We start from the raw sequence: 26990 nt of genomic DNA, 5'->3' as shown, positions 1-26990 counted from the left end.
AGCCCCTTTCTCTATTGTGGTCACGCCCAAATTGGCAGCTTGATTTTGGAATCACTTTTTTGTGAAAAAATGCAATAAATTTCATAATCGAGTGTTATGTTATAAGAGACAGGTTGTGCTTTTTTTGAAGTATGATTTTGATTTTAAAACAGATATAAAATTTAATTGATATGAAAAAGTTATTGTTTCTAGTTGTTATGATTGGAATGTACTTAAATGGATATGCCCAGGATGAATTTAATAATACATTCAAGCCGATTCCTCCTGAGAAACCAATTGTTGAAAAGGATATTCCTCCAAAAGAAGTTCCTCCAACAGTTACACCTCCAGAAATTGTAAAGAAAAAGGATTCTTTGCCGTTTGATCCTAAGGCGCTTTTTAATGATATCAATTACTATAAAAAGGATGCAAATACAGAGGGCATTTATTATAGAAAAAATCAATATTTAGGTAATATAAAAACTAAATCTTTGACATCTAAAGTGCGTTATCGTGACGCTGCTTCTTTGGACGAAGACTACATAAGAGTGTTTTTAAATCATAAAGTAATTGTGCCGGAGGTTGTTTTGGAAGGCGATTATAAAGAATTTGAAATAAAACTAGAAAAAGGAATGAATAGGATTGACATTGAAGCATTGAATGAAGGAACTGAACCTCCCAATACAGCACAATTTGAAGTTGTGGACGATAAAGGAGTTGTTGTGATGAAAGACCAATGGAACGTTGGAAAGGGGTATAAAGCAAGCGTTATAATTATTAAGGAATAGAAATTCGCCACTGACTGTAATTGATTTTTACAGATAGGACATTTTATAGAGAAAACTACTGAGAGATAACATATTTCTCGGTAGTTTTTTTATATAACATTTCAAAAAAGTGCATTATTTCTTGAAATCAGAGACTAATTTATTTGTTTAGCATTAGTTACTCATTCTCATTTTTTTTTTGCAATTCTTTTAAAAAATATTTGTAATTCTTTTGAAATTAATTTGTATTTTTCTCCAAAATTGATATTGATTAAGCTTTGCTGATAATCAATAGGATACATTTTTTCTGGTGTATTTGCACCCCCACTATTTATAATAGTTAAAGGTATTTGCTAAAATTTTTAAAAGCCAAAATCAAAAATTTGTGCTTAACCTATTTATTGCTCCATTTTAACACTATATATTACTATGAAAAAAACTTTACTATTATTACTTTTTATCACACAATTCATTTTTGGACAAAATCGGGATCCAAGACAGGACAAGATGAATTTTACTCCGGGTAAGATTATTGTAAAATTAAAAGACCAAGTAAATACAAAAGTGACTTATACCTCCAAGGGTGTCGGTTCCTCAAAGGAAAACATAGGCAAACTTCTGGGAATCGAAAGCAAGGTTTCTGGTTCTGCCGTATTGTTTTCACAGCAATCAGTACAGCAAAGTTTGACTAACAGGAAGACAAAACGAACCGACAGCAGACTGCCGGAAATTCACTCTTTGAAAAATATCTTTACATTGGAGTTGAAAGACAAGCAGGAAAATGTTTTGGCACTGGTGGAAGATTTAAAGAATAACCCGGATGTGGAATACGCAGAGCCAGATTATGTCTTCAGCGTAAATGACTTTAAGGCTGATGCGAAGACATATACCGATGCCGATTTCAAAAAAAGAGTAGGAACTACCGTAACTCCAAATGATCCTCTGTATGCACAGCAATCTAACATTACGGCTACACACATTAATGAAGTTTGGAATACGTACGGAACAGGAAACGGTTCCCAAATAATTGCGATACTAGACACGGGCGTAGATTACAACCACCCCGATTTGGCCCCAAACATTTGGACAAACGAAAAAGAACTTAACGGTATTGCCGGTTACGATGATGATGGCAATGGTTTTATTGACGATATTAGGGGTTGGGATTTTATCAATAACGACAATGCACCTTTGGACGACAATATGCACGGAACCCACGTGGCGGGTATTGCCGGAGCCGTGGGCGGAAACGGCATGGGTATAGCCGGGGCTGCCTGGAACGTGAAGCTGATGCCGATTAAGATTTTTCAAAGTAACGGAGAAGGTAATGCGAGTACCATAGCTTTAGGGATACAATACGCTGCAAACAATGACGCAACGATTATCAACATGAGTTTCGGTTCTTATGCTGAATCTACAACAATGCGTAATGCACTTGAGAATGCGTATGCAACGGCTGTGCTGGTGGCTGCAGCAGGGAATAGTGGAATATGTATAGGTCCGGGAAAATGTCCCGATAATCAACCTAGTATGCCATCCTATCCAGGAGCCTATTCTTTTGTTTTAGGAGTTGAAGATATTGCTGGATATTCTAATTACGATCAGGATGGCTCAGTGTTTTCTGCCTATTCTAATCTGCTGAATTACGAATTGAAAGCACCCGGAAGCGGTATCATGAGTACGGTACCTAACGGTGGGTACAGAACTTTGACAGGCACTTCCATGGCAACTCCTTTGGTTGCCGGAGGTATTGCACTTTACTTGCAGCAAAAGCCGAATGACAGCAAAGAATTATTGTTTGGGAATTTGATAAATTCTTCGACATCATTTGTTGATTTTAAAAAAGGAATTGAAATTACGCCTACTCCAGAATTAAAAGTCCTTTCTGCTATAAATAAGGACGATAGTAACGGACAGAACGGTAACGGTTTTCTAGAACCCAATGAAATAATTGACATTTTCCCTTTAGTGAAAAACTACTGGGGCCCAACCAACGATGTTCATGTAGGGATTGAATTTGCCGAATTTGAAGACCAAACCAAGGCAACAATACTAACTCCTGAAATAGTCATTGGGTCTATAACTGCTTATGCAAAACTACAGGATTTGACAAAATCTCTGAAGATAAAAATCGCATCAAATGTAGCTAACAATGTGAATGTTAAATTTAATTTGAAAGTATGGTCGGGACCGAACAAAGAGTATTTGACTTCAACCGAATATGTGATTAATGTGAAAAATTCCATATTGTTGTTTGGTATTATTAATCAGGATATGACCTTATATCCAGAAAAAGAATATTTGGTATCGGATAATGTAATTTTTTCAGAGAATGCTACTATTACTATTTTGCCAGGTACTACCATAAAAATAGCAGATAATAAAAATATTAGTTTAAATGATAATGCCCGATTGGTCGCCCAAGGGACCAAAGATGCTTTTATCACATTTACAAGTGAAAATAATTATTGGTCAGGTTTTTCCTTTTTAAGTAATAATGAAAATAAATCAATTCTTGATTATGTCAAAGTAGAAAATATTAATAAGACCATTATGTTTAATTATCAAAGCAAAAATGCTGTGTTTTCTAACTTACTGATGACAAATTGTTCAACCCAGTTATTTACCAATACGGCTAATATAGAATTCTTAAAATGTAGCTTTTACGACAATAATATTTCTCAGTATGGTAGCATTACCGAATGTAATGTGAATAGCACGAATATTATTAATAACACATTTGAAATTGGAATTGGTTATTATTCTGCTAGTAGCCCGTCGAGCTATTTGAATATTTATAATAATATTAATTCTTATTACTTTAATAATACGGGTACATCACAGCCTATTACTGCTTATTTAGGAACAGGAGATCCTTCAAAATATAGAAGAGAGGTTAGAGATGCTTTAAATGATTCTTCTAAAACAGGACTTATGAATATGAGTGCTATTTCTAAAATACCTTATGAAGAAAACCATGGTGTCGTTTGGAAGGTTCTAGTAAATGGAAAAGATGCTCAGGACGAATATGAACTAATGGATCCGATAGGAGTGGGTCAACATGAATTCAAGGTGTATTTTAACCGAGCTATGGATACCAACTATCCTCCTCAGATAAGCTATGGGGTTAGGGAGCCTTATGACCAAAAGATGATTTCAGAAAAAGGAACATGGTCTGCTGACGGTAAAATATATACTGTAACTCACGAGGTGAAAATTGGAGCTGCGGACGGTATCAACAGAATCCGGGTAGTGGGATCAAGAGATCTTGATAATTTTGATATTCCTACTGAGGACAGTCGTTTTAATATGTTGGTTCAAAGTGCCGGTTCGGCTTCGGTAGGTTTTGAGGCTACACCTGGTCTTGGTAAAATAGCCTTAGAGTGGAAAGAACTTTCAAATACTCAGCTTGAGGATGTCTTGGGCTATAATATGTATCGCTATACCGCCAAAGAAGATCATACTTTTACAGAGCTGGAAAAAATCAATAATACCCTAATTACGGCTTCGGAAAATGAAGCCCCTAAATATGTTGACTTTAATGTGGAAGAAGGGAAAACCTACTACTACAAATATAAAGTGCTAAGAACTAGTTTTGATGAAACCGATTATTCAAAAACCGTGGCCGTTAGTCCGCTTACGTCTAAGTTGGGAGACAGCAACGGTGATTTTAGTGTCAATGTCCAGGATTTGGTTCAGTCTGTAGATTATATTTTGGGCAATAACCCAACTCCTTTCATCTTCCTTGCCGCCGACGTGAATGCCGACAAAGCGATCAACGTACTTGATATAGTGGGCACTGTGGATATTATTCTGAATCCCAAAACAGGAAGAAAAGCAACTGCAAAATCAAGCATTGCTTTCTATCCAAATGAAACGGTGGGCGATGCCGTTTTTCACTGGGAAGGAAACGATTTGTATGTGGAGTCCAAAAATGCCATAGGAGGACTTCAGTTGGCTTTTGATTCTGAGTTTGAATTTAGCAAATCGGATGCAATAAATAGTTTCGAGTCGCTTTCGTACAAACAGGACAACCAGAAAGTGGTTATGGTTTACAGCTTTAACGGAACCGCTATTCCGGCAGGAAAAATAAAACTGCTAACCAAGAGCAATGCTGTTTCAGACAACCTGGATATCAGCAAAGCCGTGGTGGGAACGCCAAGCGGCCTTAAGCTGAATGCGGTTTTCAACACATCGGCCATACCGGGTATAGCCGCTCCTTTGCAGACGAATTTCACCGAAATCGTATCGTTATCGCCTAATCCAACCAGCGGGATAGTGAATATTGAATATTACCTTCCTGATAATATGGACAATGTTTCGTTTAGCGTATATGATCTATCGGGTAAAAGAATTTGGAGCCAAAACAATTTTAAGAATACTTCCGGTTACAATACTGTCGGCCTGGAGCTGAACGGATTGAGTAACAACATATACTTTTTGGTTATGGACGTTCAGAGAAATGGAGAGTTGAAAGACCGTATCGTGAAAAAAATAATCGTTAAGAAATAGTCATTGCGAGGAACGAAGCAATCACACTCAGTAGATCGTGCAATACTTGTCTGTCTTAGTGTGATTGCTTTGCTCCGCTACCAATGACGTTTTAAACAACCTAGCCCTACAGGTACCCCTCTAAATAAGGGGAAATGCAAATAATATCAATGAAACTTAAAATATATTCCCTTTTTGTTTTTTTTGCGGCTGTTGCACTGAATGTTTCTGCGCAGAATGCGCTTTCCATTCAGGCTACGGAAGTGCAAACGAATGCTGATTTTGACTTGAATATTTCAATGCAAAATCAAGAAAATATTGCTGCCCTGCAGTTTGACATTAATTACGATTCAACCGCTTTTGCTTTGCTAAACGGACATGTATTGACTGCTGCTGCACCAAATCATACGCTATCGGTAAGTACTCCGTCTCCAGGAGTGGCAAGAATTATTGTTTTTTCGCCCTCCAAAGCTGTTTTTGCTTCCGGTTCCGGTTTGTTGTTGCGGCTTAAAATGAGGTCAAAAACTCTTCCTGGCAACCTTAATTTCAGTTTCAGCAATATCATTCCTTCTTCAGATACCGGTATGACAATTGCTATGGGAGGAACAAATCTGGATATTGTCGTAAAAGGAGCTATTCTGAAACTGTTGTCTACAGGCATTGATTTTGGAAGAGTTCCAATTGGAAATAATGTTTCACAGCAATTACAGGTTCAGAACACTGGGAATATTCCTTTGATGTTAATAGGAAACAACTCGGTTTCTCCTTTCAGTGTGCTTGATGCCTATCCAATTACGGTTAATCCAAATGAGGTTAAAAATATTACGGTTGGATTAAATACTGCTACCAAAGCGAATACCTCTGCAAACCTTAGTTTTCAGAATAATGATCCCGATCCTATCCGAAAAATTCAAGCAGTTACGTTGAAAACCGATGTATATGCCGTAAATGAAATCCATTTAGGAAGCGGTAGCGGTACCATCAATTCCGAAATTGAAATTCCAGTCAATGTGAATAATATGGAGTCATTTAATGGTTTTCAGTTTGACGTATTGCTCCCTACAGATGTTTCTTATGTAGAGAACTCTATAATTCCGTCTCAACGTTTTAATGGACAGACTATAAATGCTTCTGTGGTAAATGGGAACACCATTCGATTTGTTGCTTTTTCTGCTACTAATACTGATTTCAAAGGAATCGACGGAGAATTATTTCGTTTTAAACTGAAACCGGCTGTATCATCAGGGACTTATGGTTTGGCCATTTCAAACCCAATTCTTGCAAATGCAACTTTGGGTAACATTCAGTCGGATTCTTATAGTGGATATTTGCAGATTAATTCTCCTAATCTTACATTAGACACCGATGTAATTTCTTATGGTGCTATTCCGATTACCCAGTCAAAGACCAGTACAATCAATTTGACTAATACTGGCTCTGCGTTGCTGATAATTGATTCAATAGTATCTTCATCTAATCAGATCGGAATAAACGCTTCTTTGCCGATTGAACTTTTGCCAGGAGAAAACAAAACCGTGACATTAACTTATAATCCCGCAAGCAATGGTGATTTTTTTGGTACTGTTTCCCTGAGACACAATGGTCCCGATTTGCAAAAGATAATTAATGTGTATTCCACTGTCTTTTCTCCTAACTATGTTATGGTCGACAGTGAGTCAGGTGTAAAGAATCAGTTGAATAATCTATCTATCTTATTAAAAAACAATGATGCTGTAAGAGCTGTTCAGTTTGACGTTGAATTACCAACGGGTTTTGATTTGCAAACAGCTAATATTGCTACAACAGCAAGAACAGCTGGGTTTAATGTGACAACTTCGCTTTTGAGTAGCAATAAGTACAGAGTATTGCTTTATAGTTTTTCTAATGTGTCTTTAAATGCAGGTTCTGAATCCATCTTGAATTTCCCCGTCTTTATAAATTCTAATGTAAATTTAGGGGCATATCCTTTTACTTTTTCAAATGTAACAATAAGTGATACTTCGAATAAGAATATCAGTAGTATTGCCCTTGAAGAAGGAAGGATTACAATCGGTGTACCTCCTATAGCGACTGCCGATCAAATTTTGGTTGTGAAAGGAGGAACGGTTACAACGCTGGTTGGCGGGGCAGACACCGTTTTGGCAAACGACATTGACTCAGAGAGCAACCCACTTACGGCAATATTGACTTCGGGAGTGAGCAACGGTACGTTGACATTGAACAATGACGGGACTTTCAGTTATACGCATGATGCTTCTGAAACTATGACGGACAGTTTTAGTTATAAAGCCCACGACGGAATTTTAGATAGCAATATCGTTACTGTGACTATTACAGTAGGAAATAAACCGGTTATAAGTTACAACAGTCCACAATCCTATACAGAAGGAATAACTATAATGTCTCTTGAACCAACAAATACAGGAGGGATCGTAACGAGTTATTCTATAGCTCCGAGTTTGCCGACAGGTTTAGTTTTCAATGAGACAACCGGAACCATCAGTGGTACTCCGACGGTTGCTTCCGTACAAACGAATTATACGGTTACCGCTACCAATAGTTATGGAAGTGAAACTGCTACAATTGCAATAAAGGTAAACTCTGCGGGAACAAAACCATCTATAAGTTACACAACTCCACAAACATTTGTTATTGGAGGAGCCATCGTTGCAATATCACCAACAAACACGGGTTCACCCGCTACAAGTTATGATGTAGTACCAAGTTTACCGACAGGTTTAGTTTTAAATAACACTACCGGAATAATTAGCGGCACGCCGACGATAGCTTCTGTGCAAACGGATTATACAATTACCGCAACCAATAGTTATGGAAGTGGTACTGCCTCGATTGTAATAACGGTAAACTCAGCGGGAACAAAACCATCTATAAGTTATGAAACTCCACAAACATTTGTTGTTGGAGGAGCCATCGTTGCAATATCACCAACAAACACGGGTTCACAGGCTACAAGTTATGCTGTAGCACCAAGTTTACCGACAGGTTTAGTTTTAAATAACACTACCGGAATAATTAGCGGCACGCCGACGATAGCTTCTGTGCAAACGGATTATACAATTACCGCAACCAATAGTTATGGAAGTGGTACTGCCTCGATTGTAATAATGGTAAACTCTGCGGGAACAAAACCATCTATAAGTTATGAAACTCCACAAACATTTGTTGTTGGAGGAGCCATCGTTGCAATAACACCGACAAACATGGGTTCACAGGCTACAAGTTATGCTGTAGCACCAAGTTTACCGACAGGTTTAGTTTTAAATACTTCAACTGGAATCATAAGCGGCACGCCGACGATAGCTTCTGTGCAAACGGATTATACAATTACCGCTACCAATAGTTATGGAACAGGAACCGCTACAATTGCAATAACAGTAAACTCTGGGGGAACAAAACCATCTATAAGTTATGAAACTCCACAAACATTTGTTGTTGGAGGAGCCATCGTTGCAATAACACCAACAAACACGGGTTCACCCGCCACAAGTTATGCTATAGCACCAAGTTTACCGACAGGTTTAGTTTTCAATGAGACAACCGGAACCATCAGTGGTACTCCGACGGTTGCTTCCACAGAAACGAGTTATATGGTAACGGCAACTAATTTATTTGGTAGTGGTGCTGCTACGATTATCATAACTGTAAATTCAAATCTAGATATTGAGGATGTGGTATTCAAAAATATGATACTCTATCCTAATCCAACAACAGGTGAGGTAAACATTGATAACGTCTTGGTGCAAAAAGTAAATGTGTATAATAATGCAGGACAATTAATTAAAACTATTACCAACAATGAATCCGCAAATACAACTTCTGTATCATTAAACAATGTACCAGCTGGTGTTTATTATTTAAAAATTGAAACTGAGAATGCAAATACTGTTAAACAGGTCATTAAGCAATAATTCTGGGATTTTGAGTTTACACTAAATAAATTTTGAGCCCCATTTAGTGGTGTGCCTATCTTTTTGGTAGGCTGGCCTATTGTTTAGCTAGGTGAGCCTATTTATTTTGTAGGCACCACCTATTTTTTTGATAGGCTCATCTATTGTTTTGATAGGTGAGCCTATTCATTTTGAAGGCACCACCTGTTTTTTGATAGGTTAGTCTATCTTTTTCTATTGTGGTCACGACCTGAGAAGTTTAAAATCTAAGAGTTTGAAATTTGAGTTTTAGAATTTCGTACTTTTAATAGAAAATTAAAACTCATGAATAGTCCTATTGCAATCGACAGAAATGAAATCCTGAAACGCTATAAAACCATTGACAAATACACTCATAAAGGTATTCAGGGGCATGCTTTGCTCGTTGGTGGGAGTTATGGAAAGATAGGGGCTATGTGTTTGGCTTCTAAAGCGGCTCTGAAAACAGGTTGTGGATTAGTGACCGCTTTTGTACCACAATGTGGCTACGAAATTGTACAAATCTCCATTCCGGAAGCGATGGTTGTGACAGATGATCATGAAAAATATATTTCGGAGATTGCTTTGAATTTGGATGTCAATGCGATAGGGATTGGCCCTGGAATGGGACAGAAAATGGCAACTCAAAAGGCACTTCACGATTTTTTATCGAATACAAGTCTTCCATTGGTTATCGATGCCGATGCACTGAATATTTTGTCACATAACCCGTCTTGGGTAGCTTTGGTTTCACCCAGAACTATTTTGACTCCACATCCCAAAGAACTAGAACGGCTGATTGGAAAATGGTATACTGAGGAAGAAAAGTTTGGAAAAACCGTAGTTTTTTCGCTTGTAAACCAAGTGGTTATAGTGATGAAAGGTGCCCCGACTTACATTGTTGATGGTGAAATGATTTATGTAAATACGACCGGAAACGCTGCGTTGGCCACTGCCGGAAGCGGGGATGTACTAACGGGGATGATTACGAGTCTTTTGGCGCAATCTTATAGATCCATCGATGCAGCTATACTAGGCGTCTACCTCCACGGTTTGACCGCTGATATTGCTTTGCCCGAAACGGGTTATCAGTCTTTTATCGCTTCGGATATTATTGTAAATATTGGGAAAGCGTATTTGAGTCTTGAGTCTTGAGAGTTTTAACTATCTAGTAAAATCTTAGTTTCTTAATAGCTTAGCGTCTTAAAGAAAATAGTTATTTGTAAGTTTGTAGTTCGTAAAATCAGATTATGAGAAAACCACATGAATTAAGAACTGTAAATGTTACGCGCTATATTTCGCCGCTGCGGGAAGGTGGTTCGTTGCCTGCTCTAGCCGAAGCTGATGATGATTTTAAATATGTTTTGAAATTTAGAGGTGCTGGGCATGGCGTAAAAGCCTTGATTGCTGAACTCATAGGCGGAGAAATCGCCCGAGTTTTGAAGCTTAAAATGCCCGAATTGGTTTTTGCCAATCTCGACGAAGCCTTTGGCCGTACCGAAGGAGACGAGGAAATTCAAGATTTATTGCAAGGAAGTCAAGGACTGAATCTGGCTTTGCATTTTTTGTCGGGAGCTATTACTTTTGATCCCGTGGTTACAAAGCTTCCTGCAGATTTGGCTTCGCAAATCGTTTGGTTGGATGCCTTCATAACCAATGTTGATCGTACGTTCAGGAATACCAATATGCTTATTTGGCACAAAGAATTATGGCTTATCGATCATGGAGCGTCGCTATATTTCCATCATTCTTGGAATTCTTGGGAAACGCATGCGAAAAGCCCTTTTGCGCTGATAAAAGACCATGTGTTATTGCCTCAAGCCAGCGAATTGTTAGCAACAGATCTTGCCTTTAGAAAGTTACTTACCAAAGAAATTCTACAGGATATTGTCAATTACATTCCAGAAGATTGGCTGCAATGGGAAGACACTGATCAAACTCCTAGCGAAATAAGAGATGTCTATTTTCAGTTTTTATGGACGAGATTGAATCATTCAGAAATTTTTATAAATGAAGCCCAAAATGCAAGAGAAAAACTTATATGAATATGCCGTTATTCGCGTTGTACCAAGGGTAGAACGAGAAGAATTCCTGAATGTAGGCGTTATTCTTTTTTGCAAAAGCGCCAAATTCATAAAAATGCTCTATTCAGTTAATGAAGCAAAATTACTGTTGTTCTCGGAAGATTTTGATTTGGAACAACTCGAATTAAATTTAGAATCTTTTCAGAAAATCGCTCATGGGGACAAAGCCAGTGGGCCTATTGGTGAGTTCGATATTCCGTCCCGTTTTCGTTGGTTGACCGCTATCCGAAGTTCGGCGATTCAAACTTCCAGACCGCATTCGGGTTTATGTGAGGATTTGGATAAAACAATTCAACGCCTTTTTGAAGAACTGGTTTTGTAACTAAATAAAAACTACAATTATTATAAGGATTCGTGCTTAAACAAATTAAAAAAAAACTACAAGATAATGGCTAATTATTTTGTAGTTTTCAATTGATGTTTTGTCGTTTGTCTTACTATTATGTTGGGATTTTTGACATATCCATGTAGAAAATTTCCCAAGTGTGCCCGTCAAAATCTTCGATAGTACGCATTTGCATAAAACCATAATCTTTCATTTCGCTCGGCTCTATTCCGCCAGCGTTTAGACCATTTGTCATAATACTGTTAACTTCATTAAAACTGTCAGTCGATAAAGAAAAAAGTCCCGCTATGTTTGATTTTGTGTCTGCAATAGGTTTGGTTGTAAAGCTTGAAAACTTTTCGTGTGTCAAAAGCATTACAAAAATGTTTTCACACCAAGCCATGCATTTTCCGCTGTCATCCGAAAACTGAGGATTGTTTGCAAAGCCTAATGCAGTATAAAATGTCATAGATTTTTGCAAATCAGTTACTGCTAAATTGATGAAAATTTGTTTTGCCATTTTTTATTTTTTTATCTTATTGAATTAAGCATCTGGAATATTAGGTTCGACCAAGCGTTTTAATTTGTCTAACGATTCTTGCCAGCCTAAATAGCACATTTCAGTAGGTATTGCATCAGGTATTCCTTCCTGTGTTGCAAAAAGTTCTGTACCGCATAGTACTTTTCGCAGTTCGATTATTGTAATCATTTGTCCTGGTAAATTTGGGTCGTCAAACTCGTCTGTGTATTTTAATCGTTCATTAGGTATAATTTCCAAATATTCGCCACCAAATGAATGACTATTACCCGTAGTAAAATTGCTAAATGACATTTTGTATTTTCCGCCAATTTGCAAATCCATACTATGAACTTTGCAGACAAAACCATAAGGAGGTAACCAAGACGCCATTGCATCGGCATCTGTGAATGCTTTATAAACTTTCTCAGGAGGTGCCGAAAAAACTCTGTGAAGTGTAACTTTATTATTTGCCATGATGTTGTTTTTTAGATAGTTAAATTTAATATTTTTTGAATTAAATTTAACTGTTTGGCCAAAATTTTTTGTTTGTAGTTGAGTGTCGTTTTATTATAAATGCTAATGTTTCTTTACTACAGCGGGTTGTTATTTTGATTGTAGATTTGTATTATTTGCTCAGCGCGTGAGTCGAAATTGGGAAACTTTGCTTAAGTTTTATAACAACGAATACTTCGTAGAGGAATTATTTTGGTATAAAAAAGGAAACCATTTAAATTTCACTAATCACTAGCAAAATTTAAATGGCTTTATATAACTTATATGGTTTGAAAAACCTTTTTTAGCAGAATTATTTTGAATTCAAGAAAGCTTTCAATTCATCATAAGTTGAGATTTTAACGCTTACTTTTTCTTTATTCATTACGCTTTCAATTTGTGTTGGAAGTGGTAAACTTACTCCTAAAGCTGGTTCAACAACATCCAAGAACTTGATAGGATGTGCAGTTTCTAAGAAAATACCTATTGCGTTTGGTATGTTTTGCAATTCTTTTTTCAATCCTAAATACCCAACAGCTCCGTGTGGTTCTGCGATATAGCCTCTTTCGTTATGGATGGCTTTCATTGCTACCAAAGTTTCGGCATCAGTAAAGGTATACGAAGTGAAATCTTTCTTGAACTGTTCCAAATCGTTTTGGTACATCTCTTGGATACGAACGAAGTTACTTGGATTCCCAACATCCATAGCATTCGAAATGGTAGCGATAGATGGTTTTGGATCGTAAAGTCCGTTAGTAAGGAATCTAGGAACGGTATCATTTACATTGGTAGAAGCCACAAAATGCTCGATAGGTAATCCTAATTTCTTAGCAATAATACCAGCACAAATATTTCCGAAGTTTCCGCTTGGACAAGAGAATACTAATGGTTTGTTTTGTGATTTCAGTGCTTTGTATGCAAAGAAAAAGTAAAACATTTGCGGTAACCAACGCGCAATATTAATTGAATTGGCAGATGTTAATTGCATATGGCTTAAACTTTCGTCAAGAAATGCTTTTTTGACCATGTCTTGGCAATCATCAAAAACACCATCGACTTCAAGTGCTTTTATATTCTGTCCCAAAGTCGTTAATTGTCTTTCTTGAATATCACTCACTTTTCCAGAAGGGTAAAGAATCACGACATCAACACCGTTTACGCCAAGAAAACCGCTGGCGACTGCTCCTCCCGTATCTCCCGAAGTGGCTACAAGAACCGTGTTTTTATTTTTTTTGTTGTCTTTGTTGAAATAAGCCAGGCAACGAGACATAAATCTTGCGCCCACATCTTTGAAAGCCATTGTTGGACCGTGAAATAATTCAAGAGAGTAGATTCCATTTTCAACTTCCACCAATGGGAAATCAAAACATAATGTTTCGGCTATGATTTGTTTTAAAGTTTCGGCAGGAATTTCGTCTCCCACAAATTGTTTAATCGCTTCAAAAGCAATTTCTTCGTGTGATAAACTTTCGATAGCCTCAAAAAAACTTGGTGCTAATGGTGTGATAGTTTCTGGAAAATACAAACCTTTATCTGTTGCTAATCCTTGTATTACTGCTTCTTGAAAAGAAACGTTTGGTGCATTATGGTTTAAGCTGTAATATTTCATTTTTTTAATTGCTTTAGGCTTTAGGCAATAGGCTTTAAGCTTTTTGCCTTTGCGTTCAATTATAGTCTTCGATTATTTATTTTTTATTTTACAGTGATCAGCTTACAGCCTATAGCTTACGGCTTAAAGCGTTCTAATTCCTTCATCATTCACTTTGGAAACGTGAATCTCATAAGGTAAATTCATTTCTTCGTAAACGGCACTCATTGCTTTGGCAATTTTATCTGCGTTTTCTTTTCCTTTGCTTAAAGCAAAAATAGAAGGACCAGAACCAGAAATTCCTGAACCCAAAGCTCCGTTTTCATAAGCTGCTTGCTTAATTAAATCAAATCCTGGAATCAGCATACTGCGGATAGGTTCTATTATTTCATCATGTAAAGAACGACCGATTAACTCATAATCATGAGTGTAAAGTCCTGCGACTAATCCGCCAACATTTCCCCATTGCGTAATGGCGCTTTTTAGGGAAACGGTTTGCTTCAATACCGAACGTGCATCCGATGTTTTTAGCTCAATTTGAGGATGAACCACTGTAGCATATAATTCTGATGGACTTTCAATTTTGATGATATCCAAAGGATTCGATGATCGTACCAATGTAAAACCTCCCAAAAGGGCAGGGGCAACATTGTCTGCGTGAGCATTTCCACTCGCTAGTTTTTCGCCTTGCATGGCAAACTTTACCAATTCTTTTCTGGTGAAAGGGCGTCCCAACAATTCGTTGATACCAAAAACTGCACCTGCTGAACTGGCAGCACTACTTCCGATACCGCTTCCCGCTTTGATGTGTTTGTAGATTTCGATTTCAAAACCAAATTCAGTTTCGATTTCCTCCAACATTGCCAAAGCAGCAACTCCAGCAACATTGTTTTCGGTTTCCAATGGTAAATCGGCACCTACGATTTTAGTAATACGAACTCCTTTTACATCTGATTTGCGAACAATCATTTCATCGCCTGCAGTAGCTAAACAAAGTCCAAGTACATCAAAACCGCAAGAAAGATTCGCAATGGTGGCGGGACAAAATATTTTTATTTCAGTCATTTTATTTTAAGATTCTAAGCTCCTAAGATTCTAAGTTTCTAAGATGACTGAACATCTGATAAACTTAGAATCTTAGCAACTTTATTTACACATTTCCTATTCTAATTACATCGGCAAAAATTCCAGAAGCGGTAACTGCTGCTCCTGCGCCAGCACCTTTTATCAATAAAGGTTGATCAACGTAACGATCTGTATAGAATAAAACGATGTTGTCTTTTCCTTCCAAATTGTAAAATGGATGATCTTTCGGGATGAATTGTAAACCTACGCTTGCTTTTCCATTTTCAAATTGGGCTACAAATTTTAGTCGACTTTCTTTTTGATTGGCTTCTGCCAAAATTGATTCAAAGTGTCTCGCATGTTCTTTTAATGAAGCGAAAAAAGCCTCATTATTAGTAGTTTCCATACAGTCTTTTGGAAGGAAAGATTTGTTTTCAATATCTTTAATTTCCATTTGATAACCGCTTTCACGAATCAAAATAAGGATCTTTCTAGCAACGTCAATTCCACTTAAATCAATTTTCGGGTCTGGCTCTGTAAAGCCCTGAACTCCAGCTTCTTTAACTACATCATGAAAAGTGTTATTTTTATCAAAATTATTAAAAATAAAGTTCAAACTACCTGATAAAACAGCTTGAATTTTATGCACTTTGTCACCAGAAGCGATTAGGTTTTTTACCGTATCTATGATTGGTAATCCAGCTCCAACATTAGTTTCAAAAAGGAAAGGCGCATTGAATTTACGAGACAAACTTTTTAGGTTTTTGTAATTATCATAAGCTGATGAACAAGCAATTTTGTTACAAGTTACTACCGCTACATTTTGTTTCAAATATTGATCGTATGTTTTTGACACTTCTTCATTGGCAGTGATATCTACAAAAATACTGTTACGTAAATTGAGTGCTTTTACATTGGCAATAAATTGTTCTTTGTTGGCTGATTCTCCTTTTTCAAGCAGTGATTGCCATTCTTTTAGAGGCATTCCATCTTCATCAAAATACATTTTTCTAGAATTGGAAACAGCAATAACCCTTACGTTTATTTTTAAATTTTCTTTTAAGAATTTTTTCTGCTGATGGATTTGTTCAATGAATTTCTCACCTACATTTCCAACACCCATTACAAATAGGTTTAATTGCTTGGTGTTTTCTTCAAAGAAGTTTTCGTGTAAAGTATTCAACGCTTTTTTGACGTCTCTTTCATTGATAACAACCGAGATGTTTCTTTCCGAAGCACCTTGTGCAATCGCACGAATATTGACATTGTTCTTTCCTAAAGTGCTAAACATTCTTCCGCTTAAACCTTGGTGGTTTTTCATGTTTTCACCTACCAAAGCAATTATGCAAAGATTTTGTTCTACAATACAAGGATCAATTTTGTTTTGTGCAATTTCTATTTGAAAAGCTCTGTTTATAGCTATTTCAGCAGTTTCGGCATCTGAATTTAAAATACCAATACATATAGAATGTTCCGATGAAGCTTGAGTAATAAAAATTACGTTGATGCTTTCATTAGATAAAACTTCAAATAATCTTTTTGAAGAACCAGCAACTCCAATCATTCCAGAACCTTCTAGAGTAACCAAAGTGATATTGTCGATATGGCTAATTCCTTTTACTGGGTTTGTTTGCGCTGAAACAATATTGGAAATCAAAGTCCCTTCGGTTTGTGGCTCGAAAGTGTTCTTTATTATAATTGGAATATTTTTTCTTAAAACAGGCTGAATTGTTGGAGGGTACAATACTTTGGCACCAAAATGAGACAATTCCATTGCTTCTTGGTAAGATATTGTAGCTATAGGTTGTGCTTGTTTTACAATTTTTGGATTGGCAGTAAACATTCCGTTTACGTCTGTCCAAATTTCTAAATCTGTAGCATTTAATGCTCCTGCAATAATGGCAGCAGTATAATCCGAACCACCACGACCTAAAGTTGTATTTATACCATCTTCAGAAGTAGCAATAAAACCAGGCAACACAACTACTTGATTTTCATTAGATGCAAAAAAATCTGCAATCAGTTGGTTTGAAACCTCAAAGTTCACAGCTGCTTTTCCGAAATTATTATTGGTTTTAATCAATTCTCGGCTGTCTTTGTAACGGCTGTTTTTTAGTTTTTGCTTTAAAGCTTCGGCAATGATATAGGAAGATAATAATTCACCGAAACTTAGAATGGTATCCAAAGTTCTTGGGGATAATTCGCCCAATAGAAAGCAACCGTCAAGCAGTGTTTCCAGGTGATTGATGATTCTTTTGATATGACTTAATAAACCACTTTGTTCACTTACGGGAATAAGTTGTTTAAGTGCTTCTAAGTGTTTTTTCTCGATTTCGGTAACAATATCTTTAAAGGTTTCGTCATTTGCAGCCGCTTTGGATGCAGCCAATTGCAATAAATCGGTTACTTTACTTAAGGCGGATACAACAACAACAAGTTTTTCTTCTTGTGATTTATTAATGACTATATCTAAAACTAGTTTTATGTTTTCTGCATTGGCTACCGAAGTTCCGCCAAATTTTAATACTTTCATATTGTATTGTATTTGTTTGATGTAATTTAGTATCGTTATTTTTTATATGATTATCCGTATTTGAAATCCTAACGATTTTATATTGTATTTCTTATTTTAAATTGCAAAAAGGCTTCTATACACCTATGACTTTCTTTCTTTAAAAAAAAAGTACAGCAACTGGATTATATGTAAAATGTATACCCCTAAGGGGTAGTAGTTGTAGTAGATGTAGTTGTAACAGCAAGTGCAACCCAGATTTGAGTTGTTATCGAAGGATGATATGTGCTGTTAAAATTTTTCATTTTGATTTTTCAAAAGTACAGTTTTTCATCAAAAAATAAAGCTTTTAGGTTCGTTTTTGCGAATAGTTTAACGTTTGAATTTTTATTAGTACTCAAATTTAATATTGCGTAATTTATCACTTTATTTATTGAGATTATGTTTGTTTTGAATTTGAAATCAGAGGGTTTTAGAAGTTAACTGTCGTTAAAATCGAGGGATATTTTACTTCTAAAGTGCTAATATCACTAAATGAGCATTTTTTTAACATTTAAGTTCTATAAGTTTATATTAAATAAGAGTTTGCAAAAAGGTTATGTCTTATTCGATTTTTTTTGGACGTTATAAATTATTTAGAGGTATTTAAGAAGGAATAAAAAGCTTATATGGTTTATATGTTGAATTATTTTATTCTTCATAACGGAATGTGAAAAAATATCAATCTTTAAATTATTAAGTTTGTATTTTCTAGGGTTTTTATTATTTAATAGTTTTAAAATTAATCAAATTTATATACTTCAATTATATGTTTTTAAGAGATCATTTAAAGAACAGCATCAAAATTTTTCTTTGCACAATCGTATTTTTGGTTTCTCCAGAAATAGTTGCGCAGCTTAAGCACGAGTCTAAAACTGTTGGAATGACAGAGTTAGATGAGAGTCAAGTACCAGAATTAATTGGTAAAATTGAAACTTATAATTTTACCATAGATAGAAGTCAATTCTTGCTTGAAAGAGGTTATGATGTTTCTGTTATTGAAAATGCTTTGCCAGATATTGAAAAAAAGATAAAGGGATTTAAGAGACGATTTGAAAAGAATGGACAAAAAAAGAATTTGCGTAGCCTTAACAGTACAGTTATATTATTGGGTGAAATATCAGATAATTTGAATTCTTATAAAACGCTTGTTTCTGGTTATTGTGATCAACTAACTAAAAGTAATGAGAAATTAAAGAAAATTTTAGCAGATCAGGAATTGAAAGTGCAGGTACAAGATTCGGCACTGCAGATACAATTGACGGATGTGCTAACGGAGGCTAATGAACTAAATAAATCGCAGAAAAAAGTGCTGGCCAAGCTAAATTTATTGCGTAGCCGTGTTTCGATTAATTTATTTGAAACCCAAGATTTATCTTCGGATATGGTTTATTTATCCATTTCAAAAAAGATTAATATGTGGACGCAAGAAGAATCTCCTCTTTTGGCAGCAAATATAAATCAATATGAAAGTTCTTATTTTGATATTGTTATAAAAGCTTTAGAGCGTTCTGGAAAGATTTTGATGATTTATTTGAGTAATAAAATAAATATTATTTTTTTAAGCCTTTTATTGTTTGCTGGTATAACGGCTTGGATGCTTTCAAATAAGCGTAGAATTAAAAAACTAGAAGATTCTGAATCAATTTTGGGTCAATTAAAATTTTTGAAGAAAAGTGTAATCATTGGTTCTGCATTTGGTTTCTTTGGTTATATACCTTTTCTTTTTGGTAATCCTCCGATGTCTCTTTTGCATACTTTTGAATTTTTTCGACTTGTTTTGCTTTGCTTTTTACTTTTGCCTTTTTTGACTGAGCAAGCAAAGGTTATGTGGTTTTCTTTATTAGGAATCTGGTTTTTTTATTCAATAGATGATGTTTTACTAGATTCGGCATTTGGAGAACGGTGGGCCTTGTTTGTTGCGGGGATCTTATTATTAACTTTATGTATTAAAATTATTAGGAATAGAACCCAATTGTTGATTGAGGTAGAATCTTCTCCAGCAACTAAAGTTTTGGTTATTTTTACCATTGTACAAGTCATTTTGTCTATAATATTTAATTTAACAGGGCGATTATCACTTGCTAAAATATTTGGTGTTAGTGCCGTGCAATGTTTAGTTTTAGGGATTAGTTTAAAGGTATTTTGTACTATAATTATTGAAGCTATCTATTTGCAAACAGAAGCTTATCAATCTAGTCGATTTTCAAATTTCATTAATTTTAAAGAACTTCAACATCGTCTCGTAAAGTATTTATGGTTATTGGCTTCAGTTGTGTTTATAATTGCTTTGGCTAGAAATATTACCTTATACGATTTGTTGACTAATTTTTGTGCTGATTTTTTTAATGCAGAAAGAAGCATTGGTAGTTATAAATTTACTTTTTTAAGCATTGCAATATTTATATTTATTCTTTGGCTCTCATCTGTAATTTCAAGTTTTATTAGTTTTTTCTTTAGTGAAGAAGCTGCACTTACAGGAAAAAGGAGTGGGCTAAATTCGATGATGTTACTGATTCGTTTGGCAATCTGGACGATTGGTTTTTTTATTGCTGTTGCTGCAGCAGGTATTCCGATTGATAAACTTTCGATTATGCTTGGTGCTTTGGGTGTTGGTATTGGTTTTGGTTTGCAAAACATTGTGAACAACTTGGTTTCAGGTGTAATTATAGCCTTTGAGCGCCCTATTCAAATTGGTGATCAAATTGAAATTGGCAATAAATCTGGTGTGGTTAAAGAAATTGGTGTGCGTTCTAGTAAAATACACAGTGCAGAGGGTTCTGATATTATTGTTCCCAACGGCGATCTATTGTCGCAACATTTAATTAATTGGACAATGCAGGATAGAAGCAAACGATTAGAGTTTACGATTGGAGTACCATACACTGCTGATATAGAAATAGTAAGTAAACTTATTGGAGAAAAATTAGCGACGAACGAAAAGATTTTAGAATTGCCCAAACCTGCAGTCATTATTCAAGATTTTGGCGAATACACAATTAATATAAAAACCTTGTTATGGGTGGCAGATTTATCTCTTGCAGGTCAAGTCCGTACAGAAGCGATGAATGATGTTAAAACAGTTTTAGCTGAGGCAGGGATTAATCTTCAGGTTAGACCATTGAGTTAAATATAGTAGTTCCAGTATTTCAGACTTTTTGACTTTTTAGCGCTTTCGTAAGTCCATTGGATTTTTAAGGTGTAATGATCTTTTTTGATAATAATTTTAAATTATTATCAAAAAACGTTGCTTTTTAATATTGATTTGTGGAATTTTGAACACTTAAAATCAAATGAAATGGAGAATACACATTATATAAGTACCGAATTACTTTCTTTTGAAGTCTTACAAGAAATTATTTCTCATAATAAAACTATTGCTCTTTCAGAGACTGCAAAAACAAATATCTTAAAGTGTAGAAAATACTTAGATACTAAAATGGCTTCTCATTCGGAACCTATTTATGGAATCAATACAGGTTTTGGATCACTTTGTAATGTGAAAATTTCAAATGAAAACCTTTCTAAACTTCAAGAAAATCTTGTAAAGTCGCACTCTTGTGGAACAGGAGAGGAAGTGCCAAACGATATTGTAAAATTGATGCTGTTGCTTAAAATTCAATCTTTAAGTTATGGGCATTCTGGAGTACAATTGCAAACAGTGGATCGATTAGTTGATTTTTATAATAATGATATCTTACCAGTTATTTATACTCAAGGTTCACTTGGGGCTTCTGGAGATTTAGCTCCTTTGGCGCATTTATCATTGCCTTTGTTAGGAGAGGGAGAAGTTTGGTTTGAAGGTAAAAAAGTTAATTCAGCAGAAGTTTTAAAGCATTTTGGTTGGGAACCTATTGTTTTAAAGTCAAAAGAAGGTTTGGCATTATTAAACGGAACTCAATTTATGAGTGCTTATGGTGCACATATTCTAATGAAAGCAAACAAGTTTTCGTTTTTAGCCGATTTAATTGGAACAATATCATTGGAAGGATTTGATGGTAGAATTGAACCTTTTAATGAGTTGATACATTATATACGTCCACATAACGGTCAAATTGCTACAGCCAAAAGAGTAAAGGAATTTTTGGAAGGAAGTGAAATTATCGAACAGGCTAAAACGCATGTTCAAGATCCATATTCTTTCCGCTGTATTCCACAAGTACATGGAGCTTCAAAAGATGCGTTTGATTACGTGAAAAAAGTATTCAAAACCGAGATTAATTCGGTAACCGATAACCCAAATATATTTATAGAAAGTGATCAGATTATTTCAGGTGGGAATTTCCATGGACAGCCTTTGGCTTTGGCCTTAGATTTTATGGCGATTGCTTTGGCAGAACTTGGAAGTATTTCTGAACGTAGAACATATCAACTGATTTCGGGTTTGCGTAACCTTCCTGCTTTCTTGGTGGATAATCCAGGATTGAATTCAGGATTTATGATTCCGCAATATACTGCTGCAAGTATTGCAAGTCAAAACAAACAATTGGCAACTCCTTCGAGTGTAGATAGCATAGTTTCAAGTAATGGTCAAGAAGATCATGTGAGCATGGGAGCTAATGGAGCTACCAAATGTTTACGAGTGATGGATAATTTGGAGCGTATTTTAGCTATTGAATTGATGAATGCTTCCCAAGCAATAGAATACCGTAGACCTTTGCAGTCAAGTGATTTTATAGAAATGTTTTTAAAATCTTACAGGAGTGAAGTTCCTTTGGTAAAAGAAGACAGAATTCTTCATTATGATATTGAGAAAACTGTTGGTTTTCTAAATAGTTTTCAAATCGAAGAAGATTTGTTAACATTAGCTTAACATTAGCTTTAAATAATGAATTAATTTTGCACTACTAAAACATAAACAAATGTCATTAAATAGTATTTTTCAATTTCTAGTTCCAAAAGACAAAAAGTTCTTTCCTCTTTTCGAAGAAGCATCAAGTAATTTAATCGAGTTGGCTTCAATTTTGCACGAAGCGGTAAATCTTCCTTTGAAAGAAAGAGAAGTTCTTTTTATCAAAATTGATGAACTAGAGCAAAAAGGAGAAGATATTACACGTCAAACTAATTTAGAATTGAGTAAAAATTTTATTACTCCGTTTGACAGGGAAGACATTCACTCCCTAATCACTTCAATTGATTATGTAGCCGATTATCTTCATGGTGCTGCTTCAAGAATGCGTTTGTATCAAGTGGATAAAATCACAAAATCAATTCGTAAAATGACAGAAATCAATCTAGAGGCCTGTCAAAATATTGATGTTGCGGTAAAAGAGTTGAAAAACTTGAGCAATATGAAAACGATCACCAACGCTTGTGCCAAAATTAATAAGTTGGAAAACAAGTCGGATATGGTGTATAACAAAGCTGTTTTTGAAATTTTCGAAAACGAAACCGATGCCAAAAATATCATTAAATATAAAGAAGTGTTATCAGTTTTAGAATCAGCAACTGATAAATGTAAGAGTGTTGCCAGTGTTTTAGAATCTATTACGGTAAAACATTCTTAATTTAACTATATTCATTTGAAGATATTGATATGACTTTACTCATAATTATTATAGTTCTAGCATTAATTTTTGATTACATCAATGGTTTTCATGATGCGGCCAATGCTATTGCTACTGTTGTTGCAACCAAAGTTTTATCGCCATTTCAGGCAGTACTTTGGGCAGCTTTTTTTAACTTTTTGGCCTATTGGGTTTTTGGTTTTGGAGTAGCAGATACCGTTGCCAAAACTGCCCATACTATGGAAATAAATCTTGTTGTCATTTTGGCAGGAGTCATTGCGGCAATTGTTTGGAATTTATTGACATGGTGGCTTGGAATTCCTTCAAGTTCTTCTCATACTTTAATAGGGGGGTTCGCAGGAGCAGCTTTAGCTCACGCGATTGCTGTTCATGGATTTTCTGGGTATGTTGCAGATGATGGAAAAATACAACATTGGTACGATATTGTGAGTTGGTATAAAGCCGGAAAAGATGGAGGAATGCCTTCTGGAGTGCTTATTATTGTTGCATTTATAGTTTTGGCTCCATTATTGGGAGCGATGGCTTCGTATTTAATTTCTATTTGGTTATTGAATGCTTCTCGTAAAAGTATTTATCCTAAATTGTTTACAATAGCATTAATGATAATAACTGTTTGGTTTGTATATAATCAAATGATACCATATGAAGAGATCATAAAAGATGGTGGAAATCCACGTTTTGAAAATTCAGTTTTTTGGAGTGTTGCTTTTGAGCCTCACAATATAAAATGGTTTTTGGTAGCTTTTATTGTTTTGACTGTAAGTCTTTTTTGTTTGATATTTAGCAGTCTAAATCTTCATCAAGCTGATGCTGCATTGAAAAAAATGCAATTGGTGTCTTCTGCTGCGTTTAGTTTAGGTCATGGTGGAAATGATTCGCAAAAAGTAATGGGTATTATTGCTGCAGCTGTTGCAGTATATATCAATACAAATCCTGGTGTACATATGGATGCTTGGTTAGATGTGGTACTTCCGTCAGATGGTGCTGAATTTAAAATGCCTAGCTGGATTCCTTTAGCATGTTATTCCGCAATTGCTGCTGGAACATTGAGTGGAGGTTGGAAAATTGTAAAAACGATGGGGTCTAAAATTACCAAAGTAAGTTCTTTCGAAGGTGTGGCGGCTGAAACAGCTGGTGCGTTAACGCTATATTTTACAGAACATTTTAAAGTTCCTGTAAGTACAACACATACAATAACAGGTTCTATCATTGGTGTAGGTTTAACCAAAAGAGTTTCAGCAGTACGTTGGGGAGTAACAGTAAGTTTAATTTGGGCTTGGGTACTAACGATTCCTGTTTCTGCATTACTAGCTGCACTAGTATATTGGTTTCTAAATATATTTTTATAAAATAATTATCACATTATAAAAAAAACCATTCGAATTTCGAATGGTTTTTTTGTGTCTTAAAATTTGTATTTATTTTTTTTGGAGCAAGACTTATTTTACAATAATCAGCAGTTCTCCAGCTGTCCACGATATCTTTTTATCTCAAAAAAAATCGAGACAAAAAGGATGCCGTTTCCATCTGGGCTAAAGACAGGATTCTTGGTTTTATCAACTTATCCAAAAATGGAATTCAATTGTATATTTAGCTATAATTTACAAAAAAAAAAGCAAAAGTTACAGGGTATTTTAAACTGTTTTTTAATTCCCTTGAATTAAATCTTTATGATTTTTTCTGCGCTTATAGTGGGTTTGCTTTAAGTCATTTTCACCTGTAATAATGCTTATGTTTCCATCAATTTCAAGCATCGCCAGTTTTACTTCCTTAAAATATTCCACGCCATGCTCTCTCATAGCTTCTTTCAATTCATCCGAAGTGATATCTAACTTGCCTAAGTTTTTGAAATCTAAAGTTCCGTTGTGAATTAAGATTTCAGGTTTCTCAAGCATGAATTCGCTGAATTTTTTATACCTAAATATTAATTTCTTTAATATAAAATTAATAGCAAAAAGTATTGTAGCTGCAGCCAGGCCACCCCAAAGAGTTGTATTATTTCCCACCATGGCATTTTGCACGGAGTTGCTTATTAGCAAAATCAAAATTACATCAGCAGTATTGAGTTGAGATAATTCTTTTTTACCAAAAATACGCAACGCAATAACCATGAATAAATACACAGCTGAACTACGAATAACAATATCTAGGTAGGGATTCATCGTGTAGATTTTGGTTTTTATCTTTACTTGTAGGTGTGTTTTGTTCTTTTAAGATGATCTACTTAATTTTAAAATTTTTCTCAATTGCCTTAATCATTTCTCCAGCGATGTCTTTGTTGGTGGCACCTTCAATTCCTTCAAGTCCTGGAGAAGAGTTTACTTCAAGTAATAAAGGTCCTTTTGCGGAGCGAATTATATCAACACCAGCAACTTTTAAATCCATTGCTTTTGCTGCTTTTATGGCTATTCTTTTTTCTTCAGCAGTAACTTTAATCACAGATGCTGTTCCACCCAAATGGATATTGGCTCTAAATTCGCCTGGCATCGCTTCTCTTTGAATTGCGGCAACAACTTTACCATCAATTACGAAACAACGTATGTCTTTTCCGTTAGCTTCTTTGATGAATTCTTGCACCAATATATTTGCATTAAGGCTTTTGAATGCGTTGATTACACTTTCTGCTGCTTTTTTGGTTTCTGCTAATACAACACCTTTTCCTTGAGTTCCTTCCAGTAATTTTACAATAAGAGGCGAACCTCCAACCATTTTTATTAAATTATCGGTATCCAAAGGGGAATTAGCAAATCCAGTAGTTGGGATATCTACGCCGTGATTTAATAATAATTGCAAAGAAAATAGTTTATCTCTAGATTGCGTGATGGCAGTCGATGAGTTTAAGCAATATACTTTTAAAGCTTCAAACTGTCGAGTTAAGGCACAACCATAAAAGGTAATACTTGGTCGGATTCTAGGAATGATTGCGTCAAATTGATTTAATATTTTTCCGCCACGGTAATGAATTTCTGGAGTTTTAGCGTCCAGTTTCATGTAGCATTCTTTAATATTCAAAAAATGCATTTCGTGACCACGCATTTCTCCAGCTTCCATAATCCTTTTATTGCTGTACAATTCTGGATTACTTGCCAAAAGTCCTATCCTTAAACCAGAACTTGCTTTTTCTGAATTTTTATATAATTCAACAAGGCTTTCTGTTGTAGGTTGTCCTAAAAGATATTTTTGTTCTGGGTCTACCAATATCCTTCCGCTCATGGCTTCACGTCCCAAAAGCATTCTAAAACCCATTGAATCACGATTTGTTAGGGTCATTTCAATAGGCCATTTTGAATCTCCAATAGCAATTTGAGTTTGAATTACATATCGGTGTTCTCTAAAGCCACTGGAACTTTTTACTATTCTTTTGTCAACCATTGGGGCTTCACAATGGATAACAGTTTTTGTGTTGTTCTGTATGGGATTAATGTCAAACTTTACCCAATTGGCGTCATTCTTTATAAATGGAGCAATATTTATGGCGTGTAAAGCAGATGTTTTTGCACCAGAATCTACACGAGCTTTAATTGTTGGAATTCCTAATTCTGGAAAAGAGCACCATTCTTCGCTACCCAGTATGACTTTATTTTGAAACATAAATTAATTTTGTTGATCTTTTTAATAACTATCAAATGTAGATATTTGTTTTTAAAAAAATACGATAATATCCTATAAAAAAT

At 35.4% G+C, this 26990-nt stretch carries 17 protein-coding genes; 10 read left to right on the top strand and 7 right to left on the bottom strand.

Going from position 1 to position 26990, the window contains the following annotated elements; translation table 11 throughout:
• Positions 1-170: 170 nt before the first annotated feature.
• The 6 genes from J2W95_RS06215 to J2W95_RS06190 all read left to right on the top strand — a co-directional run bounded on the left by J2W95_RS06215 (position 171) and on the right by J2W95_RS06190 (position 11569).
• Positions 171-767, top strand: coding sequence for a hypothetical protein (locus J2W95_RS06215; protein WP_310005046.1), 597 nt, complete (start codon positions 171-173; stop codon positions 765-767).
• 408 nt (positions 768-1175) lie between these two features.
• Positions 1176-5258 (top strand): S8 family serine peptidase, encoded by a 4083-nt coding sequence (locus J2W95_RS06210; RefSeq protein WP_310005044.1) that lies wholly within the window; start codon positions 1176-1178, stop codon positions 5256-5258.
• A 134-nt stretch (positions 5259-5392) separates the two neighbouring features.
• Positions 5393-9166, top strand: a complete 3774-nt coding sequence (locus tag J2W95_RS06205) for a putative Ig domain-containing protein (RefSeq protein WP_310005042.1) — start codon at positions 5393-5395, stop codon at positions 9164-9166.
• 303 nt (positions 9167-9469) lie between these two features.
• A complete protein-coding gene (locus J2W95_RS06200; RefSeq protein WP_310005040.1) occupies positions 9470-10318 on the top strand; it encodes an NAD(P)H-hydrate dehydratase in 849 nt (282 codons plus the stop codon).
• Positions 10319-10413: 95 nt separating this feature from the next.
• Entirely contained in the window at positions 10414-11208 is a 795-nt protein-coding gene (locus J2W95_RS06195) for a HipA family kinase (protein WP_310005038.1), read from the top strand.
• Positions 11186-11569 carry a DUF3037 domain-containing protein gene (locus J2W95_RS06190; RefSeq protein WP_310005389.1) on the top strand — a complete coding sequence of 128 codons (384 nt, stop codon included), beginning with the start codon at positions 11186-11188 and terminating at the stop codon, positions 11567-11569. Before J2W95_RS06195 ends, J2W95_RS06190 begins: the two co-directional genes overlap by 23 nt.
• Before the next feature lie 118 nt (positions 11570-11687).
• Here the strand turns inward: J2W95_RS06190 and J2W95_RS06185 are convergent, their stop codons facing one another.
• The 5 genes from J2W95_RS06185 to thrA all read right to left on the bottom strand — a co-directional run bounded on the left by J2W95_RS06185 (position 11688) and on the right by thrA (position 17770).
• On the bottom strand, positions 11688-12092 hold the full coding sequence (locus J2W95_RS06185; RefSeq protein ID WP_310005036.1) for a VOC family protein: 405 nt from the start codon (positions 12090-12092) through the stop codon (positions 11688-11690).
• A gap of 24 nt (positions 12093-12116) precedes the next feature.
• Positions 12117-12566: an SRPBCC family protein gene (locus tag J2W95_RS06180; RefSeq protein ID WP_310005032.1), complete on the bottom strand. Its 450-nt coding sequence runs from the start codon at positions 12564-12566 to the stop codon at positions 12117-12119.
• Between the two features lie 331 nt (positions 12567-12897).
• Positions 12898-14193, bottom strand: a complete 1296-nt coding sequence (gene thrC / locus J2W95_RS06175) for a threonine synthase (protein WP_310005030.1) — start codon at positions 14191-14193, stop codon at positions 12898-12900.
• A 123-nt stretch (positions 14194-14316) separates the two neighbouring features.
• A complete protein-coding gene (locus J2W95_RS06170) occupies positions 14317-15237 on the bottom strand; it encodes a homoserine kinase (protein ID WP_310005028.1) in 921 nt (306 codons plus the stop codon).
• 85 nt (positions 15238-15322) lie between these two features.
• On the bottom strand, positions 15323-17770 hold the full coding sequence (gene thrA, locus J2W95_RS06165; RefSeq protein WP_310005026.1) for a bifunctional aspartate kinase/homoserine dehydrogenase I: 2448 nt from the start codon (positions 17768-17770) through the stop codon (positions 15323-15325).
• A gap of 787 nt (positions 17771-18557) precedes the next feature.
• Between thrA and J2W95_RS06160 the strand changes: the two genes are divergently transcribed.
• The 4 genes from J2W95_RS06160 to J2W95_RS06145 all read left to right on the top strand — a co-directional run bounded on the left by J2W95_RS06160 (position 18558) and on the right by J2W95_RS06145 (position 24665).
• Positions 18558-20918 carry a mechanosensitive ion channel family protein gene (locus J2W95_RS06160; RefSeq protein ID WP_310005024.1) on the top strand — a complete coding sequence of 787 codons (2361 nt, stop codon included), beginning with the start codon at positions 18558-18560 and terminating at the stop codon, positions 20916-20918.
• A gap of 168 nt (positions 20919-21086) precedes the next feature.
• A complete protein-coding gene (gene hutH, locus J2W95_RS06155; protein ID WP_310005022.1) occupies positions 21087-22601 on the top strand; it encodes a histidine ammonia-lyase in 1515 nt (504 codons plus the stop codon).
• Positions 22602-22650: 49 nt separating this feature from the next.
• Positions 22651-23295 (top strand): DUF47 domain-containing protein, encoded by a 645-nt coding sequence (locus tag J2W95_RS06150; RefSeq protein ID WP_111410419.1) that lies wholly within the window; start codon positions 22651-22653, stop codon positions 23293-23295.
• A 29-nt stretch (positions 23296-23324) separates the two neighbouring features.
• Positions 23325-24665 carry an inorganic phosphate transporter gene (locus J2W95_RS06145; RefSeq protein WP_310005019.1) on the top strand — a complete coding sequence of 447 codons (1341 nt, stop codon included), beginning with the start codon at positions 23325-23327 and terminating at the stop codon, positions 24663-24665.
• Between the two features lie 297 nt (positions 24666-24962).
• Here the strand turns inward: J2W95_RS06145 and J2W95_RS06140 are convergent, their stop codons facing one another.
• Together J2W95_RS06140 and rimK are read right to left on the bottom strand one after the other, a co-directional pair.
• Complete coding sequence (locus tag J2W95_RS06140) at positions 24963-25478, bottom strand: DUF421 domain-containing protein (RefSeq protein ID WP_310005017.1); 516 nt, start codon at positions 25476-25478, stop codon at positions 24963-24965.
• A 58-nt stretch (positions 25479-25536) separates the two neighbouring features.
• Positions 25537-26907: a 30S ribosomal protein S6--L-glutamate ligase gene (gene rimK, locus J2W95_RS06135; protein ID WP_310005015.1), complete on the bottom strand. Its 1371-nt coding sequence runs from the start codon at positions 26905-26907 to the stop codon at positions 25537-25539.
• Positions 26908-26990 lie beyond the last annotated feature (83 nt).

Source organism: Flavobacterium granuli, from assembly GCF_031456055.1.
Taxonomy (GTDB): domain Bacteria; phylum Bacteroidota; class Bacteroidia; order Flavobacteriales; family Flavobacteriaceae; genus Flavobacterium; species Flavobacterium granuli_A.
This window is presented reverse-complemented; position numbering and strand designations above follow the sequence as displayed.

Coding starts and splice junctions, on each gene's coding strand:
- J2W95_RS06140 (WP_310005017.1), bottom strand. CDS start 25,478: ATGAATCCCTACCTAGATATTGTTATTCGTAGTTCAGCTGTGTATTTA.
- J2W95_RS06195 (WP_310005038.1), top strand. CDS start 10,414: ATGAGAAAACCACATGAATTAAGAACTGTAAATGTTACGCGCTATATT.
- J2W95_RS06145 (WP_310005019.1), top strand. CDS start 23,325: ATGACTTTACTCATAATTATTATAGTTCTAGCATTAATTTTTGATTAC.
- hutH (WP_310005022.1), top strand. CDS start 21,087: ATGGAGAATACACATTATATAAGTACCGAATTACTTTCTTTTGAAGTC.
- J2W95_RS06185 (WP_310005036.1), bottom strand. CDS start 12,092: ATGGCAAAACAAATTTTCATCAATTTAGCAGTAACTGATTTGCAAAAA.
- thrA (WP_310005026.1), bottom strand. CDS start 17,770: ATGAAAGTATTAAAATTTGGCGGAACTTCGGTAGCCAATGCAGAAAAC.
- rimK (WP_310005015.1), bottom strand. CDS start 26,907: ATGTTTCAAAATAAAGTCATACTGGGTAGCGAAGAATGGTGCTCTTTT.
- J2W95_RS06200 (WP_310005040.1), top strand. CDS start 9,470: ATGAATAGTCCTATTGCAATCGACAGAAATGAAATCCTGAAACGCTAT.
- J2W95_RS06170 (WP_310005028.1), bottom strand. CDS start 15,237: ATGACTGAAATAAAAATATTTTGTCCCGCCACCATTGCGAATCTTTCT.
- J2W95_RS06150 (WP_111410419.1), top strand. CDS start 22,651: ATGTCATTAAATAGTATTTTTCAATTTCTAGTTCCAAAAGACAAAAAG.
- J2W95_RS06160 (WP_310005024.1), top strand. CDS start 18,558: ATGTTTTTAAGAGATCATTTAAAGAACAGCATCAAAATTTTTCTTTGC.
- J2W95_RS06190 (WP_310005389.1), top strand. CDS start 11,186: ATGCAAGAGAAAAACTTATATGAATATGCCGTTATTCGCGTTGTACCA.
- J2W95_RS06205 (WP_310005042.1), top strand. CDS start 5,393: ATGCAAATAATATCAATGAAACTTAAAATATATTCCCTTTTTGTTTTT.
- thrC (WP_310005030.1), bottom strand. CDS start 14,193: ATGAAATATTACAGCTTAAACCATAATGCACCAAACGTTTCTTTTCAA.
- J2W95_RS06215 (WP_310005046.1), top strand. CDS start 171: ATGAAAAAGTTATTGTTTCTAGTTGTTATGATTGGAATGTACTTAAAT.
- J2W95_RS06180 (WP_310005032.1), bottom strand. CDS start 12,566: ATGGCAAATAATAAAGTTACACTTCACAGAGTTTTTTCGGCACCTCCT.
- J2W95_RS06210 (WP_310005044.1), top strand. CDS start 1,176: ATGAAAAAAACTTTACTATTATTACTTTTTATCACACAATTCATTTTT.